A 20,737-nucleotide genomic window follows, 5' to 3' on the forward strand; every position below is an offset into this window, starting at 1 on the left:
GTTATCCCCGCGATTTCCCATGGCGAAGCTTATGCACTGATATAGTGCAGCAATCGTGACGGCATTCCAATTTGGTCGAAAGGAGCCCGAAACAAAAAACCCGCCTTGGCAGGCGGGTCGTCGGTGCGAATCAGCACCATAGCGAAATTAGTAGCATAGCTGCCAGCACAAAGCAAGAACAAAATGCGCCGCCGGGCACGAAAACACGAATTCCCTTTCACCACCTCGCCTGACCGCCCCCCGAAAGGTCATGCTCCTTCGCGCGCCTACCCGAACTTGCCCGTGCGCGGAAAGCCCTTTGGCACCATGCGGCCGGCCGAGGCGCGGGCGCCGATCCATTCGGCAAGCTCGTCACGCGATTTGGTGAAGGTGCGATCTGCCGAATCCTGCCAGGACAGACCGCTTGCGAGCGTGAAGGTCTTGAGGTCGAGGACACCGCCATCCTTGTATTTCTGCAGGCGCACGCCCTTGCCGCGTCCCATCTCCGGGATCTCGGCCAGCGGGAACACCAGCATCTTGCGGTTCTCGCCGACAATGGCGAGATGGTCGCCGGCGACAGTCACGCAGCGCTGGGCCTCGTCGGGCGCCTTGACATTCATCACCTGCTTGCCCTTGCGGGTGTTGGCGACGACCTCCTCTTCCTGCACGATGAAACCGTTGCCGTCATGCGAAACCAGCAGCAGCTTGCGCTTGGGATCATGGACGAAGGCGGTGACGATATCCTGGTCGTTGTCCATGTCGACGATGATGCGGATCGGCTCACCATGGCCACGCCCACCCGGCAGCCGGTCGGCGCCGATCGTGTAGAACTTGCCGCCGGTGGTGAAGACCAGCACCTTGTCGGTCGTCTGGGCATGGAAGGCGAGCTTGAGGCTGTCGCCTTCCTTGAAGGTCAGGGCCGAGTGATCGGTCAGATGACCTTTCATGGCCCTCAGCCAGCCCTTTTCCGATACGACGACGGTGACCGGCTCGCGCTCGATCATGGCGTGGGCGATATCGGTCAGGTCATGTTCGGGTGCATCTGCGAACTCGGTCCGGCGCTTGCCGATCTCGGTCTCGGGCCCATATTTCTGGCGAACATTGGCGACTTCCCACTTGATCGTCGCCCACTGCTTGGCGTCGGACGCAAGTAGCGCCTCGATCTGCTTCTTCTCGCCGGTCAGGCCGTTGAATTCCTCACGAATCTCGAATTCCTCGAGCTTGCGCAGCGCCCTCAGCCGCATGTTGAGGATGGCTTCGGCCTGGGTGTCGGTGAGTGACCAGCGGGCCATCATCACCTGCTTGGGCTCGTCCTCCTCGCGGATGATCCTGATCACCTCGTCGATGTTGAGGTAGGCGATCAGATAGCCGGCGAGGATCTCCAGCCGCCTCTCGATCTCGCCGAGACGGTGCTTGGAGCGGCGGATCAAGACGTCGCGGCGGTGCTCAAGCCACTCCTTGAGCACGCCTTTCAGCGGCAGCACGTTCGGCACCTTGCCGCGCGACAACACGTTCATGTTGAGCGGAAAGCGGCTTTCGAGCTCGGTCAGCTTGAACAGCGATTCCATCATGATGCCGGGATCGACCGAGCGGCTCTTCGGCACCAGCACGACGCGGATGTCCTCGGCGCTCTCGTCGCGGATATCCTCGAGCAACGGAAGCTTGCGCGCAATCAAGAGCTCGGCGATCTTTTCGATCAGCCTGGCCTTCTGGACGCCGTAGGGGATCTCGGTGACGACTATGTTCCAGGTGCCCCTGCCCTGGTCCTCCTGGCTCCATTTCGCCCTGACGCGAAAGCCGCCGCGACCCGTTTCGTAGGCTTCGAGGATCGAGGCTCGGCTGTCGACGATGATGCCGCCGGTCGGGAAATCCGGACCTTGCACGAAGTCCATCAGCTTGGTGACGGGCGCATCCGGATGATCGATCAGGTGAAGCGCGGCGTCGCAAAGCTCGGCCGCATTGTGCGGCGGGATCGAGGTCGCCATGCCGACGGCGATGCCGGACGAGCCGTTGGCAAGCAGGTTCGGGAAGGCGCCGGGCAGCACGGCCGGCTCCTCGTCTTCCTCGTTGTAGGTCGGGCGGAAATCGACCGCGTCCTCGGTGATGCCTTCCAGCAGCAGCGTCGACACGTCGGTCATGCGCGCTTCGGTGTAGCGCATGGCGGCGGCGTTATCGCCGTCGATATTGCCGAAATTGCCCTGCCCGTCGACCAGCGGGTAGCGCATCGAAAAATCCTGCGCCAACCGCACCAATGCGTCGTAGATCGACTGGTCGCCATGTGGATGGAACTTGCCCATCACCTCGCCGACGATGCGGGCGCATTTGGCAAAGCCCTGGTCGGGGTTGAGCCGCAACAAGCGCATGGCATGCATTATGCGGCGATGCACCGGCTTCAACCCGTCGCGCACGTCCGGCAGCGCCCGGTGCATGATGGTCGACAGCGCGTAGGCGAGATAGCGCTCTTCCAGCGCCTTCTTCAGATCGACCGGCTCGATATTGTCGCCGCCGCCAGTTTCAGGCGGCAAAAGCCTTTTTCCCATGGGCTGGCACTAGCCGAGCGGGTGATTCGCGGCAAGAGGCGCCGGCATACGTCCTCCTAAAGCGCGTCGCGTTCGACCGGCCTTATGCGCGCGCTTTAGGTCCTTGTTTTGATCCATGTCGCGCAAAACCGCTGCACACTTTTGCGCGACCTGCATTGTGCAACAGGAATTGGAAGCGTCGCGACGCCGGCCAACATCAATCCGTTACATCCGGCTTCTATCGCAAGCCTGATGGATCGGGTTTGCCTTTGGCCGCGATTTTCGACCATTGTGCCGAGGCCCGCCTTTTTCCGGTCCAGTTCGTCGCTGAATGGTGACGACGCGACGAATTGAAAAGAATTTCAGGACACTCTCAGGGGAGCTCTCGATGACGATCAGACACTCGACACTTATTAAAAGACTGGCTTTTTCGACCTTTTTGCTGACGCTGCCGCTGAATGCGGCGTTCGCGCAGGATACCGCGGTCGCCGACCGGCTGAAGGCTGCCCTCGCCGCCCAGGGCGTCGACCTCTCCTGGACCGGAGTAACCGGCGACACCTCCAGCATGGTTCTGCAAGGCGTAGCGGTCAGACCGGCGGCCGAAAAGGAGGCGCTCAAGATCGGCGACGTCAAGCTCGAAGGCGTGACCGAAGCCAATGGCGGCTATCAAATCGCGACCGTATCGACTTCGCCGTTCGAACACAGCGAAGATGGCGTCACGCTCAATCTCAGCCCCTTCGTCATCCACGACATGACGGTTCCGGCCGAAGGCGCAAGCGGTCCGCTGGGCTCGCTGATGATGTACAAATCGGCCGAGCTCGAAAACATGACCGTCAAGGTCGCCGACAAGCCTGCCTTCTCGATGGACGGGCTTGCCATCGCAATCACGCCGCCGGCCGACGGCAAGGCCATGGCGTTCTCCGGCACCACGGAAAAGTTCACTGCCGACCTGACGCTGGTCGAAGATCCGAAGTCCAAGGAAGTCATCAACGCACTCGGCTACCAGAACATATCGGGCAATCTTGAGATGGAAGGCACCTGGCAGCCTACCGACGGCAAGATGGATTTGTCGAAATACGAAATTTCGGTCGACAATGCCGGCACATTCGGTATGACCTTCAATCTCGGCGGCTACACGCTGGATGTCATCAAATCGATGCAGGAGATGCAGAAGAAGATGGCAGCTCAGCCTGAAGGCGCCGACAATTCGGCGCAAGGCATGGCCATGCTCGGGCTGCTGCAGCAGCTATCGTTCAACAGCGCCTCGATCCGCTTCGACGACGATTCGCTGACCAAGAAGGTGCTCGATTATGCCGGCAAGCAGCAAGGCATGTCCGGCAAGGACATTGCCAACCAGGCCAAGGCGATCGTGCCATTCGGCATGGCGCAGCTCAACAATCCGGAACTGACGGCGCAGGTTTCGGCCGCGGTCAACAAGTTCCTCGACGATCCGCAGAGCATCGAGGTCTCGGCCGAGCCGCCGGCAGCGGTGCCGTTCGCGCTGATCATGGCGGGCGCCATGTCCAACCCGCTCGACCTGCCGAAAACGCTTGGCGTGACGGTTACCGCGAACGAAGACTGACCGAGACAGCCTTCAAGCAAAAAGCCCGGCAGCGATGCCGGGCTTTTTTATGAATCCACAGGACCGGTTCGGAGCGTTTCCTAAACCTCTTTCTTCGTTGCCACGACGCGCAGCGACAATTCGCGAAGCTGCTGCGGACTGGCTTCCGACGGGGCGTTCATCAACAGGTCGTAGGCCTGCTGGTTCATCGGGAACATGGTCACTTCGCGCAGGTTCCTGGCACCGACCAGAAGCATGACGACACGGTCGATGCCGGCCGCCATGCCGCCATGCGGCGGCGCGCCATACTGGAAGGCACGGTAAAGGCCGCCGAAGCGTTCCTCGACGGTTGCGCGGTCCAGCCCGACCGTTTCGAACGCCTTGACCATGGTTTCCGGCAGATGGTTGCGAATGCCGCCTGAGGCGATCTCGAAACCGTTGCAGACCATGTCGTACTGGAACGCCTTGATGCCGAGCAGATCCTCGCCGTTAAGCGCATCGATGCCACCTTGCGGCATCGAGAACGGATTGTGCGCGAAGTCGATCTTCTTCTCCTCCTCGTTCCATTCGAAGAACGGGAAGTCGACGATCCAGCACAATTCGAAGCGATCACGGTCGACAAGGTTGAGCTCCTCGCCGGCGCGGGTGCGCGCCGCACCCGCGAAGGAGACGAATTTCTTCGGGTCGCCGGCGACGAAGAAAGCGGCATCGCCATCGGCAAGGCCGAGTTGTTGGCGGATCGCCTCCGTGCGCTCCTCGCCGATGTTCTTGGCCAGCGGCCCGGCGCCTTCGAGCTTCTCGCCCTCCTTGCGCCAGAAGATGTAGCCCAGCCCGGGCTGGCCCTCGCCTTGCGCCCATGAGTTCATGCGGTCGCAGAAGGCGCGCGAACCGCCGGTCTTGGCCGGAATGGCCCAGACCTCGGCCTTCGGATCGTTGGCAAGGATGTTGGCAAATACCTTGAAGCCGGAATCGCGAAAATGATCGGAGACGGCTTGCATCTCGATCGGGTTGCGCAGGTCCGGCTTGTCGGTGCCGTATTTGCGCATGGCGACATCATAGGCGATGCGCGGAAACTTCTGCGTCACCGGCTTGCCGGCGGCAAAGGTCTCGAACACGCCCCGCATCACCGGCTCCATGGTGGTGAACACGTCCTCCTGCTCGACGAAGCTCATCTCAACGTCGAGCTGGTAGAATTCACCCGGCAGACGGTCGGCGCGCGGGTCCTCGTCGCGAAAGCACGGCGCAATCTGGAAATAGCGGTCGAAGCCGGACACCATGATCAGCTGCTTGTACTGCTGGGGGGCCTGCGGCAGCGCGTAGAAAGTGCCGGGGTGAATGCGCGACGGCACCAGAAAGTCGCGCGCCCCTTCCGGCGACGAGGCGGTCAGGATCGGCGTCGAGAATTCGGTGAAGCCGACCTCGCCCATCAGCTTGCGCATCTCGGCGATGATTTTCGTCCGCGCGACGATGTTCTTGTGCAGCGTGTCGCGCCGCAGATCGAGAAAGCGGTATTTGAGGCGGATGTCCTCCGGATAATCCGGCTCGCCGAAGACCGGCAGCGGCAATTCCCTGGCCGCCGACAGAACCTCGATCTCGCGCGCGAAAATCTCGATCTCGCCGGTCGGCAAATTAGGGTTCACGGTGTCGGCGAGGCGCGCCTTGACCTCGCCGTCGACGCGGACGACCCATTCGCCGCGCAGGGTCTCGGCAATCTTGAAGGCGGGCGAATCCGGATCGGCGACGATCTGGGTCAGGCCGTAATGGTCGCGCAAATCGATGAACAGCAGGCCGCCATGGTCGCGCACGCGATGCACCCAGCCCGACAGGCGAACGGCGGAGCCGACGTCGCTCTTTCTCAACTGGGCACAGGTATGGCTGCGGTAACGATGCATTGTCATTGCTAGGTCCGGATGTTGGTTGCGGCCAAAGCACGATGGCCCGGCCTGAAAATTTGCGCGAAAAGCACATGAGAGTGTGCATTTGTCAAGGCAAGCGGCGCCCGGGACGAGTTCGCGTTCTTCCCGCCCCTGTCCCACCGGCATCAATTTATGCCAGAGGCGTTAATCCGAGTTCGCTGCTCTGTCCAGCAGTTCAATTATGCACCTCATCCCTTGACCCCGCCTGCGGTGAGGCCGGAGATGATCTTGCGCTGGAAGATCAGGACGAGGATGACGAGCGGCACGGTGACGATCACCGATGCGGCCATGATGTTGCCCCACGGGATCTCGAACTGCGAGCTGCCGGAGAGCAGCGCAATGGCGACCGGCACGGTTCGCTGCTCGTTGTTGGAGGTAAACGTAAGCGCGAACAGAAATTCGTTCCACGCACCGATGAAGGCGAGAAGCCCGGTGGTCGCCAGCGCCGGCCACATCAGCGGCAGGAAAACGCGGCTGATGATGATCCAGGGCGTGGCGCCGTCGAGGATCGCCGCTTCCTCCAGCTCGATCGGCAGGTCGCGAACGAAGGCGGTGAGCACCCAGACGGTGAACGGCAAGGTGAAGATCATATAGGACAAGATCAGCGCGAACGGCGAATTGTAGAGGCCGAAGGCCCGGATCAGCTCGAACAGACCGGCAAGCACCGCCAATTGCGGGAACATCGAGACGGACAGGATAATGAGGAGCAGAGCCGAGCGGCCGCGGAAGCGGATGCGCGCCAGGGCATAGGCGGCGGTGACGCCGAGGAACAGCGAAATGACGACAACGGCGCTCGAGATGAACAGCGAGTTCACGAGGTTGCGCAGGAAGGTCCCTTCGGTGAAAACGGTCTTGTAATTGCTGAAGGTGATCGTCTTCGGCCAATAGTCGATCTGGAAGAGCGCCGTCCCGGATTTCAGGCTGGTGACGATGGCGTAGTAAAACGGGAATACCGCGACGACGACGATAACGGCGACGAGGAGGTAGAAAGCCGTGCGCTTGACGATCCACATGGTCAGCAGCCCCACATGATCAATAGTCCTTGTCCAGTCTTATCCGGCCGAGCCACAGAACGAGCATGGTCAGCAAAGCGAGGATGAGGAAGAGCAGCGTCGAGGCGGCGGAGCCGTAGGCAAACTTGTCGAACTCAAACAGGCTCTCGCGGGCAAACACCGACATCGACTTGGTGTGGATATTGTTTGGCGTGAGCACGTAGATCAGGTCGAAGATGCGCAGCGCATCGAGACCGCGGAAGATCATGGCCACCATCAACGCCGGCCGGATGAGCGGCAAGGTGATCTTCCAGAAAACTTTCCACGCGCCGACGCCGTCGAGCTTGGCGACCTCGTAGATTTCTTGTGGAAGCATCTGGAGGCCGGCGAGAATGAGAAGCGCCATGAACGGGGTCGCCTTCCAGATGTCGACAATGAGGATGGCGACCATGGCCGTGTCGGCGCTAGCCGTCCAGGCGATCTTGGTGCCGATCAGGCCGAGCTTGAGAAGGACGTCGTTGATGATGCCGAACTGGTCGTTGAGCATCCACTGCCACATTTTCGCCGAGACGATCGTCGGAATGGCCCAAGGGATTAGTATCGCGGCGCGCACGATGCCGCGGCCGCGAAACTTGGTGTTGAGCACCAGCGCGACGATCATGCCGAGCACCGTCTCGCAGGTTACCGAAATCACCGCGAAGCGCACCGTATTCCAGACGGCGCGCCACCAGACCGGATCGGCGAGCAGCCCGTCATAGATGACGCGGCCGCTCGGCATTTGCAGGATGGAGAAATAATTGGCGAAGCCAACCCAGCGACGGGCTTCGAGGTCGGCGAGCGAGGCATCGGTGAAGCCGAAATAGATCGTGCGCATCAACGGCCAGCCGGCAACGGCGGCGAGCACGATGAGCATCGGGGCAAGCAGCAGCCATGCCGAGCGCACACGCTGACGCGCCAGCAGCGAGCCTGAGCGCGGCGAGGTCACCAGGCGGTGCCCTTGAGCCTGGTCAAGGAGAACTCCAGATCGGCAAGGTTGTCGGCGGCCGTGCCCTCGCCGGACATGGTGTTGTGGACGGCGGTCCAGAACTCGCTCGATGCCTCATTGTACCTGGTCTTGGCCTGGGCCGAGGGACGCGGCACCGCGTTGAGGACAACTTCCTTCCAGCGCGGGATAACCGGCTGGGCGCTGGCGATGTCGGCATCGTCATAGAGCGCCTGAATGGTCGGCAGATATGCCCCCTTCAAGGCGCGGTACTTCTGCATCTGAGGCGAAGCGATCCATTTGACCAGCTCGACGGCTGCGGCCGGGTTCTTCGAATATTTGGAAACCGCAAGATTCCAGCCGCCAAGCGTTGCTGCCGGGCGGGCGCCCTCACCCGACCCGGACGGCAGCGTCGTCACTTCGAACTTGCCTTTGATGGGGGAGCTTTCGCTGTTGCCAAGCGCATAGGCGTAGGGCCAGTTGCGCATGAAGACGGCGTTGCCGGTCTGCCAGACACCGCGCGACTCTTCTTCCTGATAGGCCAGAATGCCGGGAGGCGAGATGGTTCCCACCCAGCTCCTCGCCATTTCCAGCGCCGCGGCTGCTTGCGGATTATTGATGGAGATCGTGCCGTCCGGCTCGATGATCTGACCACCGCCGTTCGACTTCACCCATTCGAGTGCATCGCAGGTCAGTCCCTCATAGGCGTTGCCCTGGAAAACGAAGCCCCACATGTCCTTGTTGCCGCCCTCGCGTTCCTTGTCCATGACAAGCTTGGCAGTATCGGCAAGCTCGGCCCAGCTGGTCGGGACCTTGGCGCCGTATTTGTCGAGGAGATCCTTGCGGTAGTAGAGCGCCGGAGCGTCGGTGAATATCGGCAAGGCGACGAGCTTGCCGTCGACGGTCTGCGATTTGATGATCGATGGGAAATGAGCGCCGACGACATCCTTGGTCGCCGCGGTCAGGTCGACGAGCTGCTTTGCAAGCTGGGGGGCCCAAATGACGTCCGTCTGATAGACGTCAACGTCGCTGTTTCCAGCGGCAAGCCACAGCCTGTATTGACTAAACTGGTCGGTCCCCGAGGGCGGCACCGGAACCACGCTAACCTTGTTGCCGGTCTTCTTCTCGTATTGATCGAGGATCTCGCGAAGGATTCTCTGGCCGTTGCCGGTATCGCCCGACACCATGGCGAGGTCGACAGCCCGCGCCGGCCCGGCCGCCAGAACTGCGGCCACGGCAAATCCAGCGAATGCGGAACGAAACTTCATGATGTCGGATCTCCCTTTGGAACTTCAGGCAGCAGCAGAAACGGACGTCGATGCCCGACACCGTCCTCAGCACACCCGCAGCTCACAAGACGCGCATTCGCCCACCAGCACTGAACTACAAAGATACGCCTTGAGTTCCCAACACGGAACGTCCGGCGCGAAGCGGCAGCCCCCGGCTGGCCCCAACGCCTCCGGGAATTGCCGCTGGCATTGGCGAAGGCGATGGTTCAAGAAGGATCAACGACAGGCTTTCCTTCATGTCCTCCATCCGCCCGCTGATCCCGCTCCTGATCGCCGCCGGCATCCTGCTCGGCGGCAACGGCCTGCAGAGCACTTTGATTGCGCTGCGTGGTGCGCAGGAGGGTTTTCCCGCTTCCTCTATCGGCCTGATGGGCACGTTCTATTTCGCCGGCTTTTTGCTCGGCTGCCTTGCCGTCACCCGCATCATGAAGTCCGTCGGCCATGTGCGCGCCTTTTCCGCGCTGGCGGCGATCGCCTCGGCGGGAACGCTGCTGCTGGTGCTGGTCATCGATCCGGTGATGTGGTGCGCCGTGCGCTTTGCCGGCGGGTTCTGCTTTGCCGGCCTGTTCACCATCATGGAAGCCTGGCTGAATTCCGGCGTCACCAACACCGACCGGGCGCGGGTGCTTGCCATTTACCGCATGGTCGACATCGGTTCGGTGACGGGCGCCCAATTCCTGATCCCGATCTTCGGCGCCGGCGGCTTTGCCATCTTCGCCATCATGTCGATGATGATCACCGTGTCGCTGGTGCCGGTTTCGCTCGGCGACCGCTCCAACCCGACGCCGCCGGAAGACGTCAAACTCGATTTGGCACGCGTCTGGCGCATCTCGCCGCTTGGCTGCTTCGGCTGCATCGCCGTCGGCGTGACCAACAGCGCCTTCCGCACCCTGTCGCCGGTCTATGCCGAGCAGATCGGCATGTCGGTCGCCGACGTCGTCACCTTCGTCAGCGTCGGCATTTTCGGCGGCGCCATCATCCAATATCCGCTTGGCTATCTCTCCGACCGCTGGGACCGGCGCTCGGTGCTGCTGATGACGACGTGCTGTGCGATGGTGGCGGCACTGGCGCTGGCGTTCGTGGCAGGCGGCAGCCCGTTCCTCAACTTCCTGCTCGTCTTTATCTTCGGCTGCTTTGCCATGCCGCTCTATTCGTTGTCGGCGGCGCATTCCAACGACCGCGCCGACAAGGGCGAGTTTGTGCTGATCAACGCAGCCTTGATGCTGTTTTATTCCTTCGGCGCCATTGGCGGCCCCTTCGCAGCCTCGACGGTGATGCAATATTTCGGGCCGAGCGCGCTGTTCGTGTTCAGCGCCACCGTCTATGCGATCTTCGTGGCGGTCATCCTTTTCCGGATGCGGGCGCGCTCTGCTGTGCCGGCGAGCCATCGCAGCCGTTTTACGGCGCTGTTGCGCACATCGACGGTTTTTGCCCGGTTGGCGAAGCGGAATGCCGATCCCGATGAACCCGCAAAGCCCGATAAAGGTGCTTGCGCTTGACGAAAGCGCGCGCGGCTGAAATTGAAAGAGACCCTATCCCTTGCCAAAAGCGATTTGATGCACGTCATCACCACCCAGAACGAACTCGAGACCGTTATTGCCGCTTTCGAAAAGGCGGAATTCGTCACCGTCGATACTGAATTCATTCGCGAAACGACCTTCTGGCCGATCCTGTGCCTGATCCAGATGGCAGCGCCCGGGGTGACGGCGCTGATCGATCCGCTGTCGCCCGACATCGACCTGAAACCGTTCTTCAGGCTGATGGCCAACGAGGCGATCGTCAAAGTCTTCCATGCGGCGCGACAGGACATCGAAATCATTGTGCATCTCGGCGATCTGGTGCCGCATCCGGTGTTCGACACCCAGGTCGCGGCGATGGTCTGCGGCTTCGGCGACAGCGTCTCCTACGACCAGCTGGTGCAGCGCATCACCGGCGCGCGGCTCGACAAGTCGTCGCGTTTCACCGACTGGCGCCATCGTCCGCTGTCCGAAAAGCAGCTCGACTACGCGCTCGCCGACGTCACCCATCTGATCGAAGTCTACAAGCACCTCAGCGCCGAGTTGGTGCGGGAAAACCGCGCCCACTGGCTGAACGAGGAGATGGACGTGCTGACCTCGCGCGAGACCTACGATCCGCATCCCGAGGATGCCTGGAAGCGGCTCAAGATGCGGCTGCGCAAGCCACAGGAACTGGCGATCGTGCAGGCGGTGGCCGCCTGGCGCGAACGCGAAGCGCGCGAGCGCGACGTGCCCCGCGGCCGGGTGCTCAAGGACGATGCGATCTACGAAGTAGCGCAGCAGGCGCCGCGCGATACGGCGGCGCTGAGCAAGCTGCGTACCACGCCGAAGGGCTGGGAGCGCTCGTCGACGGCGACGGCACTGCTTGGCGCAGTCAACGCTGCCCTGGCGCTGCCCAGGGAAGAGATGCCGAAGCTGCCGAAGAGCTTCCAGCCGCCGGAGGGGTCGAGCGCCGCGGCGGAGTTGCTGAAGGTGCTGCTGCGGATCGTTGCCGAAAAGGAAGGTGTCGCATCGAAGGTACTCGCCTCCAGTGACGACATCGATCGCATCGCTGCAGAGGGCGAGGACGCCGATGTGCCGGCATTGCAAGGCTGGCGGCGCGCCGTCTTTGGCGAGGCCGCGCTCAGGCTGGTGCGCGGTGAACTCGCGATCAGGTTCGACAAGCGCAAGATCGCCGTGTTCGATTTGTAGGCTTGAGCTTGCTCAGACAAAGCCGAGCAGATGCAGCGCCAGCCATATCCAGCCAAGTGCGAGAACGACCGCGCCCACGTAGAATGCCCTGCTGCGCAGGATTAGCCGATTGCTGGTCAAGTGGACCGATGCGTGAAGATAGCGTGAGACGACAAATATCCACATCAGCGCCAAGGTCAGATAATTGACGCCATTGGTCACGTGCAGCGTCAGGCATAAGACGTAGAAAAGCACCGGCAGTTCGAACTGGTTGCTCAGATTGTTGGCGACGGTGATGCTGGAACCAGGCTCCGTTGAGCGCGTCTTGAACTGGCCGGTCTTGGCTTCGCCCGATCTGACCGCACCATGGCGGCGCCGGCCCATTACGACATAGACGATATAGACCAGCAGCACCTGCGCCAGCATCGGCCAGAAGATCGCGGTCTGGTTCAAGACGCCCCCTGTCGTTGTCACCCAGCCTTCAAGGCCGTTTCTGAGCCATCAGAATGAAAGCCGCAATGACGATCACCGGCACCGCCAGAAGCGCGAATTTGGTGACGATCAGCGCTGAGGCAAAGGATAGCGAATCCGGATTGGCAGACAGGAAATCGGACAAAAGACGAGCCACGGCGATGTTCTGGGCATAATCGGCGAGCGTGTAGGGCAGCACCAGCACAGCTGCGAATATCGACTGGGTTTGCGCAGGCAGTGCACGGAAATTCTTCAGCCGCCGGCCCGTTGCCAGGATCAGGCTGACCATCGTCAGCGACAGCAGCGCCGGAAACAGCAGGTCGAAGGTCAGGTAATGCCAGACGAGAATGATCTCGCTGCCACGCCGGCCGAGCGCCGTCAGCCAGGCCATGCCCTCATCCGGGGTGAAACCGGCATAGCGCATGTCGAGCGACGGAAGTCCGCCGCTCAATTGGCGAAAATAGAGGAACTCCATCGCCGTCATGATGATGAAAACCGCCACGGTGGCGAAACAGAGTGCGGCGGCGTGGCGCGACAGCCGCAGGATCATCGCCGCCAGATTGCGCCAAGGCGCATGGCGATCATGCTCCGCCAGGATAATTCGGGCTTTCGCGGGTAATCGTGACGTCATGGGCGTGGCTTTCACGAAGTCCGGCATTGGATATCCGCACAAAAGTGGCGCGCTCGCGGAAATCGGCAAGGTCGCGGCCACCGACATAACCCATAGCGGCTTTCAGGCCGCCCGCAAGCTGGTGCAGCACGCCAGACACAGGTCCTTTGTACGGCACCTGCCCTTCGATGCCTTCCGGGACCAGTTTCAGCGTGTCGCGCACCTCGGCCTGGAAGTAGCGATCGGCGGAGCCGCGCGCCATCGCGCCGACCGAGCCCATGCCGCGATAGGCTTTGAAGGAGCGGCCCTGGTGCAGATAGACCTCGCCCGGGCTCTCGTCGGTGCCGGCCAGCAACGAACCGATCATCGCCGCGCTGGCGCCGGCGGCCAGCGCCTTGGCCAGATCGCCCGAATATTTGATGCCGCCATCTGCAATGACCGAGACACCCGATTTTTGCGCCGTCTCGACCGCCGACATGATTGCCGAGAGCTGCGGCACGCCGACGCCGGCGACGATGCGGGTGGTGCAGATGGAGCCCGGCCCGATGCCGACCTTGACCGCGTCGGCGCCAGCATCGATCAGCGCCAGCGTGCCTTCCGCTGTGGCGACGTTGCCGGCCAGGATGCGAACCGAGTTGGAAAGCTTCTTGGCCCGCGTCACCGCATCCAGGACGCGCTGCGAATGACCGTGCGCGGTGTCGATCACCAGAAGGTCGACGCCGGCGTCGATGAGGCGCTCGGCCCGCTCGAAACCATCATCGCCGACGCTGGTGGCGGCGGCGGCGCGCAAGCGTCCCTGCGCATCCTTGGTGGCGTGCGGGTTGAGCTGCGACTTCTCGATGTCCTTGACCGTGATCAGCCCGACGCAATTGCCGTCCCGATCGACCACAACCAGCTTCTCGATGCGGTGCTGATGGAGCAGCCGCTTGGCCTCGTCCTGATCGACGTTCTCCTTGACGGTGATCAGGTTCTCGCGGGTCATCAGCTCATAGACCTTCTGCGCCGGGTCCGAGGCGAAGCGGACGTCGCGGTTGGTCAGGATGCCGACCAGCCGGCCGACCGTGTGGCCGCCGGTGCCGCCGTTCTCGACCACCGGAATGCCCGAAATGCTGTAGGTGCGCATCAGACCCAGCGCATCGGCGAGCGTCGCCTCGGGACCGATGGTGACGGGGTTGACCACCATGCCGGATTCGAATTTCTTCACCTGCCGCACCTGCTCGGCCTGTTCGGCCGGCGAGAAATTGCGGTGGATGACGCCGATGCCGCCGGCCTGGGCCATGGCGATGGCAAGCCGCGCCTCGGTGACCGTGTCCATGGCGGCCGACAGGATCGGCACGTTGAGGTCGATGTCGCTGGCGATGCGGGTGCGGATGTCGGTCTCGCCAGGCATGACCTCGGAATGACCCGGCTGCAGCAGCACGTCGTCAAAGGTCAGCGCCAATGCGCCGGTGGACGTCTCGATGATTTTTGCCATGGCCAGCCCTCGGAATGCAGGAAAGGCGCTCGCCCTGGATGGACAGCGCCGACTCGTCTTCTTCCCTTTCAGGATTGGCGCTGGCTCGTAACACGTCCCGTCGCCGTTGAAAAGCCGATGGTTGTATAGTGGCGACGATGCATTTTGCCCCAGGTGCTGCGCACGACTTGCGGTCGCACAAACGTGACAGCAAATTAATGCGACATCCGGGCCAAGGCGTGATAACCGCCCTACGTGTCGGTTTGGCCCCAAGGCCGGCAAGCAATAGCGACGCACATTTCAAGGCCGGATCCATCGTGAACCGCACCATTCCGCTTATTCTGGCGGTCGCTCTATTCATGGAAAACATGGATTCGACCGTCATTGCGACATCGTTGCCGGCGATCGCCATCGACATCCACACCAGCCCGATCGCGCTCAAGCTGGCGCTGACCGCCTATCTGGTATCCCTGGCGATCTTCATTCCGATCAGCGGCTGGATGGCCGACCGCTTCGGCGCCAAGAATGTCTTCCGCGCCGCGATCGCCGTGTTCATCATCGGTTCGGTCGCCTGCGCCATGTCCAATTCGTTGCCGGCTTTCGTGGTCTCACGCTTCCTGCAAGGCATTGGCGGCGCCATGATGACGCCGGTCGGACGCCTGGTGCTGGTACGCGCCACGCCGAAAAGCGAACTCGTCGCCGCTATGTCGTGGCTGACCGTCCCGGCTCTGGTCGGCCCCCTGGTCGGTCCGCCGGTCGGCGGCTTCATCACGACCTATTTCACCTGGCACTGGATTTTTCTGATCAATGTGCCGATCGGCCTGGTCGGGATCTGGCTGGCCACGCGTTTCCTGCCGAAGACGGACGCCGCGCAGACGCCGCCGCTCGATTTCTTCGGTTTCGTGCTGAGCGGGCTGGCGGCATCGGGAATTGTGTTCGGCCTGTCGGTGGTCAGCCTGCCGGCTCTGCCGCCCGCTGCCGGCTTTATCACCGTTGCCGTCGGGCTGGCATCGGCGGTGCTTTATCTGCTGCACGCGCGCCACGCCAAGAATCCGCTGCTGGCGCTCGAGCTGTTTCGCAATCGGGTGTTCCGCTCGTCAGTGCTCGGCGGCGGACTGTTCCGCATCGGCATTGGTGCCGTACCTTTTCTTTTGCCGCTGATGTTCCAGATCGGTTTCGGGCTGACGCCGTTCCAGTCCGGCATGATCACCTTCGTCTCGGCAATCGGCGCCATAGGCATGAAATTCGTCACTGCCCTGATCTTCAGGGTCGCCGGCTTCCGCCGTGTGCTGATTTCAGGCTCGCTCGTCGCGGCCGCGTCCATCGCCGTCAACGGCCTGTTCACACCCGACACACCCTATGGGCTGATCCTCGCCATGCTGCTCGCCGGGGGCTTCATCCGTTCGATGTTCTTCACCGGCATCAACGCGCTTGCCTATGCCGAGATTTCAGCCGCCGACACCAGCAAGGCGACGCCGATCACCGCGGTGTTCCAGCAGTTGGCAATCGCGCTCGGTGTGGCGCTGGCCGGCGGCATCCTGGAAGTGTCGACCAAGATCCATGGCGGCCCACTGACGCTGAGCGACTTCCACACCGCCTTCTTCATCGTAGCGGCGGTGTCGGCGGCAGCCTCGCTGTCGTTCATGCGGCTGGCGCCGGACGCCGGCAATGCCGTGTCGGGACATGGCCGACTGACACCGCCGAAGACGCTGGAGCCGGTGAGCCCGCCGGGGAGTTGACCTTTGCTCGTGCTTACTGACGCCGGAGGGACAGCGCCCCCCTCTGTCCTGCCGGACATCTCCCCCACGTGGGGGGAGATCGGACGTGACATCGGCTTTCGCCAATGTTCAACGTTGCAGGATTAGACAGCGCGCCGAAGCTGCCAATCTCCCCCCCTCGTGGGGGAGATGTCCGGCAGGACAGAGGGGGGCGCGAAGGATCGCTACAGGGCGATTTTCACGCCGCGCCGTTTCCGCCTTTAAAATCCTTCGCCAACAAATACAGCTCCACCGACTCATCGCGCGAGGCCGGCGGCTTGACGTGATGGACCGAGCGGAAATTCCGCTTCAGCCTCGCCAGCAATTCGTTTTCGGCGCCGCCCTGAAAGGTCTTGGCGAGGAAGTGGCCGCCCGGCTTCAGTACCGACAGCGCGAAATCGGCCGCCACCTCGCAAAGATACATGGTGCGGATGTGGTCGGTCCGCTTGTGGCCGGTGGTGGGTGCGGCCATGTCGGAGAGCACGATGTCGGGCTGGCCGCCCAGCGCCTCGGCCAGCTTCTGCGGCGCCTGAGGATCGAGGAAATCCATCAGCAGCACCGGCGCGCCGGGCACCGCGTCCATCTCCAAATAGTCGATGCCGACGACGTTCGGGTGTTCCGCGGTAGATTTCGTACGTGCGGCAGCGACCTGGCACCAGCCGCCGGGTGCCGCACCAAGGTCGATCACCTTCATGCCTGGCTTGAGCAAATGGTGCTTGTCGTCGATCTCGATCAGCTTGTAGGCGGCGCGCGAGCGATAGCCGTCGGCCTTCGAGCGCTGGACATAGGGATCGTTGATGTGGCGCTGCAGCCAGCGGCGCGACGATTCCTTCAAGCCGCTTTTCTTCTTGATCTTCGTCTTCAGCACGCGAATGCCGGCGGAGCTCGGTCTTTCCGGTTTCTTGGTCATTGCTTGATTGCCTGTTTGAGCATGATCTTGTCCGAAAACCGGCAGCCACTTTTCGGGATCATGCTCTGCCCCGCCCGCTGTTTCGCCAGACGCCGTCATCGGCCATCAATTCGCTCAATATGCCCTCGCGCAAGCCGCGGTCGGCGACACGCAGCCGCTCCGACGGCCAGACGGCACGTATCGCCTCCAATATGGCGCAGCCGGCCAGAACCAGGTCGGCGCGGTCGGCGCCGATGCAAGGATTGGCGACGCGCTGCTGGAAATCCCAGCCGACCAGCTTTTCGACCATGCGGTCGACGCTGTCGCGATCCATCCACAGCCCGTCGACGCGGCGGCGGTCGTAGCGTTCAAGATCGAGATGGACGCCGGCCAGCGTCGTCACCGTGCCCGAGGTGCCGAGCAAATGGAATTTCGGGCTGGACAGGAGGTGGCTCAGCCGGTCGCGCCCGTCGAAGGCGCGCAGCCGCATTGCGACATCCTCGACCATGGCGCCAAAGATCTCGCGCGTTACCGTGCGGCCGCCAAAACGCTCGGCCAGCGAGACGACGCCGACCGGCAGCGAGGTCCACGAGACGATGTGATTGGCGAGCCTTGGCGAGCGATGGCCGGTGAGGTCGATCAGCGCGATTTCGGACGAGCCGCCGCCGATATCGAACAGCACGACGCCTTGCGTGTCGCGCTCGACCAGCGAGCCGCAGCCCGACACCGCCAGCCGCGCCTCGGTCTGGCGGTCGATGATCTCGAGCTTCAGGCCGGCCTCGCGCTCGACGCGCTCGAGGAACTCGACGCCGTTGGCGGCGGTGCGGCAGGCCTCGGTGGCGATCAGCCTGGCCTTCCTGACCTTGCGGTTGCGCAATTTGTCACCGCAGATCTTCAGCGCCTCGACCGCGCGGTCCATTGCAGCCTCGCCGAGCCGGCCGTTGGCGGTAAGGCCTTCGCCCAGCCTGACGATGCGCGAGAAGGCATCGATGACGCGGAACTGGCCATGACGCGTCGGCACCGCGACCAGCAGACGGCAATTGTTGGTGCCGAGATCGAGCGCGGCAAACACCGGCAACTCCTGCAGCGGTGGCGGCGTGCGGGCACCTTGCCCCGGCCTTGGCGACGTTGCCGGGGCTGAGGGCGGAGGCACGTAAGCCGCTGGCTGGGGCGGAGGCGCGGCCGGGGTCTCGTTGGCGGCGGGCACCGAAGCGCCGGCCGCCAGCGGACGAGCTTCGTCGCGCGCGAAAACCTTGCGCCCGCGCCGGCGCTTGCGCCGCTTCTTGGGTTTGCCGTTCTGATGGGGGCCTTTTTGGTCTTGGCCCTTTTGGTGCTGGGACGTGTCGCCAGTCTGTCCGTTGCCGGACCGGGGCTGCACCTGACGGCCGTAGCGTCCGGTGGATGGGCTTGCCTGGCCGGACGGCGTCGGCGAACCCCTGGACACGCCCACTTCCGGCGCACCAGCGCCGGCTTCGTGGTCTTCCACTGTGGTTCCTTCCGGCGCCGCGCGAACCGGAGACCGGACGCAGCAGGCGCATTTACATGTTCAAGTTGCCGCCAGACTATCAGCGCCGGGCCGGATCACCAAGAGTGCTCGCGGCGAATTTTGCCGGCGGCATTGTCTCGCCCGTGCCCTCGGCCCGATGATGGCGCGCCTTCCCGGTTGAATAGCCGGCTTCAATGAGGCATTTCTGAAATGAACCATTCGGGACCGCGGGCGGTTTTCCTGCTGCGAACCGGAAAAAGGGTACGGGCTGTAACGCATGATCCTCACGCCATGAACTGGAGGCGCTATTTCTGGCCCGTTATCGGCATCGCCGCGGTGGTGTTTTCGCTGTGGCTGTTGCTGCACGAATTGCGCGGCATCTCGCTCGACGACGTCTGGGACGGCATCGTCGCCATCCCGGCGCGCGGCTGGGTGCTGGCGGCGCTGAGCTCGGTCATTGCCTATGCCTCGCTCGCCGGCTACGACCACATCGCGCTTCTGCACATCGGCAGACGAGTCTCGTGGCTGTTCGTCACCTTCTGCTCATTCACCACCTACGCGCTGTCGCACAATATCGGCGGCTCGGTGTTTTCCGGTGCGGTGATCCGCTACCGCGCCTACGGCACCAAGGGCCTGACCGGGCAAGATGTCGGCGTTCTGGTGGCGATCTGCTGGATCACCTTCGTGCTGTCGACGCTGTTCGTCTCAAGCATCGTCCTGCTGCTCGAGCCCGAGGTGATCGACCGGTTTTCCGGCACGCCGCATCACCGGCTGGCGCAGGCGGCCGGCCTTGCCATGCTGCTGGTGGTGGCGGCCTATGTCTTCGGCAGCTGGCTGCATCTGAGGCCGCTGAGGATAGGCAGCTTTCAGCTGCACTACCCGGCGCTGCCGATCGTGGCGCGGCAATTGCTGGTCGGCCCGATCGAGCTGCTGGCGGCGGCGGCGATCATCTTCTTCGCCCTGCCCGCCACCGGCAATCCCGGCTATTTCGTCGTGCTCGGCGTGTTCCTGGTGTCGTTCTCGATCGCGCAGATCTCGCATGCGCCGGGCGGGCTCGGGGTCTTCGAGGTGGTGTTCCTCGCCGGCTTGTCGCATATGGACCAGGTCGGCGTGCTGGCGGCGCTCCTGGTGTTCCGGCTGTTCTACCTGATCATCCCGCTGCTGATCGCGCTCGGCGTGGTGCTGTTCTTCGAGCACTCGCAATATAGCCGGAGCGAGAGTTGAGGGGTAGAGCAACCGCTTAAGGCAAATGATCAATCGCCGACCTCGGCGCCGCCCCTCATCTGCCTGCCGGCATCTTCTCCCCGTGAGGAACGGGGAGAAGGGGCTGGCCGCAACGCTGGCGACCCCTCTCCCCGTTCTTCACGGGGAGAGGGTAAGGGTGAGGGGCAGCGCAAACGGCGGCCGGAGTAAGGCAGGTCAAATCTGAAGCAATGTAAGCGGGCAGCTGAGGCCGTTCAGCGCTGGTAATTCCATGGCATGAGGGCGTCGATATCGCTGTTTGGCCAGCCATTGGCAATGCGCTCGAGGGTCAGGGTGAGCCAGGCGTGCGGATCGACCTGATTCATCTTGGCGGTGGTCAGCAGGGTGGCGATGGTGGCCCATGTCCGTCCGCCGCCGTCGCTGCCCGCGAAGAGGCTGTTCTTTCGGGTAATTGTCTGCGGCCGGATGGCGCGCTCGACGGTGTTGGAGTCGATTTCGATCCGGCCGTCAGTGAGGAAGCGCTCCAGCGCGGCACGCCGGCCGAGTGCATAGCGGATCGCCTCGGCCGGCTTCGATTTTCCCGACAACTTGGGCAGCTCCTTTTCCCACAGCGCAAAGAGAGCGGCAACGATGACGGCGGATTTCTCCTGACGCGCAGTTATCCGTACTGCCGGGTCCTGGCCGCGTACGGCCTCCTCGGCGGCCCACAGTGGGGCCATCTGCGCCACCGTCTGCGAGGCGATAACGGAGGAGCCTGCGGCATGCAGTTCGTAGAACTTGCGCCGCACGTGCGACCAGCACGCCGCCAGCATCACGCCGTCATTGCCCCGATCGGATCGGGCCAGCCGGTTATAGGCGGCGTATCCGTCGACTTGCAGGATGCCGCGATAGCCGTCCAGATGACGGGCGACACATTCGCCGGCGCGGCTGTCCTCGAAGCGGT

General features: G+C 62.9%; 16 protein-coding genes. 5 read left to right on the top strand and 11 right to left on the bottom strand.

Translation table 11 applies throughout. The features are described 5' to 3' along the window. Positions 1-266 precede the first annotated feature (266 nt). Entirely contained in the window at positions 267-2,519 is a 2,253-nt protein-coding gene (gene parC / locus NKH89_RS16715) for a DNA topoisomerase IV subunit A (RefSeq protein WP_352481243.1), read from the bottom strand. 367 nt (positions 2,520-2,886) lie between these two features. Here parC and NKH89_RS16720 point away from each other — a divergent pair, with 367 nt between their 5' ends. Further along, positions 2,887-4,080, top strand: coding sequence for an aq_1923 C-terminal domain (locus NKH89_RS16720; protein WP_023717248.1), 1,194 nt, complete (start codon positions 2,887-2,889; stop codon positions 4,078-4,080). An 80-nt stretch (positions 4,081-4,160) separates the two neighbouring features. Here NKH89_RS16720 and aspS read toward each other — a convergent pair whose 3' ends face one another. From aspS to NKH89_RS16740, 4 genes are all read right to left on the bottom strand, one after another. Next, a complete protein-coding gene (gene aspS / locus NKH89_RS16725; RefSeq protein WP_352495347.1) occupies positions 4,161-5,951 on the bottom strand; it encodes an aspartate--tRNA ligase in 1,791 nt (596 codons plus the stop codon). 212 nt (positions 5,952-6,163) lie between these two features. Continuing rightward, positions 6,164-6,988 (bottom strand): carbohydrate ABC transporter permease, encoded by an 825-nt coding sequence (locus tag NKH89_RS16730; protein WP_352495346.1) that lies wholly within the window; start codon positions 6,986-6,988, stop codon positions 6,164-6,166. 19 nt (positions 6,989-7,007) lie between these two features. After that, the gene (locus NKH89_RS16735; RefSeq protein WP_352495345.1) at positions 7,008-7,880 is read right to left on the bottom strand and encodes a carbohydrate ABC transporter permease; all 873 of its coding nucleotides are present in this window, start codon (positions 7,878-7,880) and stop codon (positions 7,008-7,010) included. Positions 7,881-7,948: 68 nt separating this feature from the next. Continuing rightward, the gene (locus NKH89_RS16740; protein ID WP_352495294.1) at positions 7,949-9,217 is read right to left on the bottom strand and encodes an ABC transporter substrate-binding protein; all 1,269 of its coding nucleotides are present in this window, start codon (positions 9,215-9,217) and stop codon (positions 7,949-7,951) included. Between the two features lie 257 nt (positions 9,218-9,474). Here NKH89_RS16740 and NKH89_RS16745 point away from each other — a divergent pair, with 257 nt between their 5' ends. Together NKH89_RS16745 and rnd are read left to right on the top strand one after the other, a co-directional pair. Then, positions 9,475-10,737 (top strand): MFS transporter, encoded by a 1,263-nt coding sequence (locus NKH89_RS16745; RefSeq protein WP_023717242.1) that lies wholly within the window; start codon positions 9,475-9,477, stop codon positions 10,735-10,737. A 57-nt stretch (positions 10,738-10,794) separates the two neighbouring features. Then, positions 10,795-11,946, top strand: a complete 1,152-nt coding sequence (gene rnd / locus NKH89_RS16750) for a ribonuclease D (protein WP_023717241.1) — start codon at positions 10,795-10,797, stop codon at positions 11,944-11,946. Between the two features lie 12 nt (positions 11,947-11,958). Here the strand turns inward: rnd and NKH89_RS16755 are convergent, their stop codons facing one another. From NKH89_RS16755 to guaB, 3 genes are read right to left on the bottom strand one after another with little or no spacing between them, the layout of a single operon-like run. Then, positions 11,959-12,378, bottom strand: coding sequence for an MAPEG family protein (locus tag NKH89_RS16755; RefSeq protein WP_352587814.1), 420 nt, complete (start codon positions 12,376-12,378; stop codon positions 11,959-11,961). A 28-nt stretch (positions 12,379-12,406) separates the two neighbouring features. After that, positions 12,407-12,946, bottom strand: a complete 540-nt coding sequence (locus NKH89_RS16760; RefSeq protein ID WP_352587946.1) for a hypothetical protein — start codon at positions 12,944-12,946, stop codon at positions 12,407-12,409. A gap of 31 nt (positions 12,947-12,977) precedes the next feature. Continuing rightward, positions 12,978-14,480 carry an IMP dehydrogenase gene (gene guaB / locus NKH89_RS16765; RefSeq protein ID WP_023717238.1) on the bottom strand — a complete coding sequence of 501 codons (1,503 nt, stop codon included), beginning with the start codon at positions 14,478-14,480 and terminating at the stop codon, positions 12,978-12,980. Between the two features lie 296 nt (positions 14,481-14,776). Between guaB and NKH89_RS16770 the strand changes: the two genes are divergently transcribed. Continuing rightward, positions 14,777-16,198, top strand: a complete 1,422-nt coding sequence (locus NKH89_RS16770) for an MFS transporter (RefSeq protein WP_352587817.1) — start codon at positions 14,777-14,779, stop codon at positions 16,196-16,198. A gap of 217 nt (positions 16,199-16,415) precedes the next feature. On the opposite strand, the gene NKH89_RS16775 is transcribed toward NKH89_RS16770, so the two are convergent. Further along, positions 16,416-17,126 carry an RlmE family RNA methyltransferase gene (locus NKH89_RS16775; RefSeq protein WP_352587820.1) on the bottom strand — a complete coding sequence of 237 codons (711 nt, stop codon included), beginning with the start codon at positions 17,124-17,126 and terminating at the stop codon, positions 16,416-16,418. Positions 17,127-17,184: 58 nt separating this feature from the next. Further along, positions 17,185-18,591 carry a Ppx/GppA phosphatase family protein gene (locus tag NKH89_RS16780; RefSeq protein WP_352909344.1) on the bottom strand — a complete coding sequence of 469 codons (1,407 nt, stop codon included), beginning with the start codon at positions 18,589-18,591 and terminating at the stop codon, positions 17,185-17,187. A 291-nt stretch (positions 18,592-18,882) separates the two neighbouring features. Between NKH89_RS16780 and NKH89_RS16785 the strand changes: the two genes are divergently transcribed. Further along, on the top strand, positions 18,883-19,815 hold the full coding sequence (locus tag NKH89_RS16785) for a lysylphosphatidylglycerol synthase domain-containing protein (protein WP_352909345.1): 933 nt from the start codon (positions 18,883-18,885) through the stop codon (positions 19,813-19,815). Between the two features lie 233 nt (positions 19,816-20,048). Here NKH89_RS16785 and tnpC read toward each other — a convergent pair. Beyond that, positions 20,049-20,737: IS66 family transposase (gene tnpC / locus NKH89_RS16790; protein WP_352909347.1), on the bottom strand; the 689-nt coding region annotated here is incomplete at its 5' end.

It is taken from the genome of Mesorhizobium sp. M0923 (assembly GCF_040319365.1).
Lineage (GTDB): Bacteria > Pseudomonadota > Alphaproteobacteria > Rhizobiales > Rhizobiaceae > Mesorhizobium.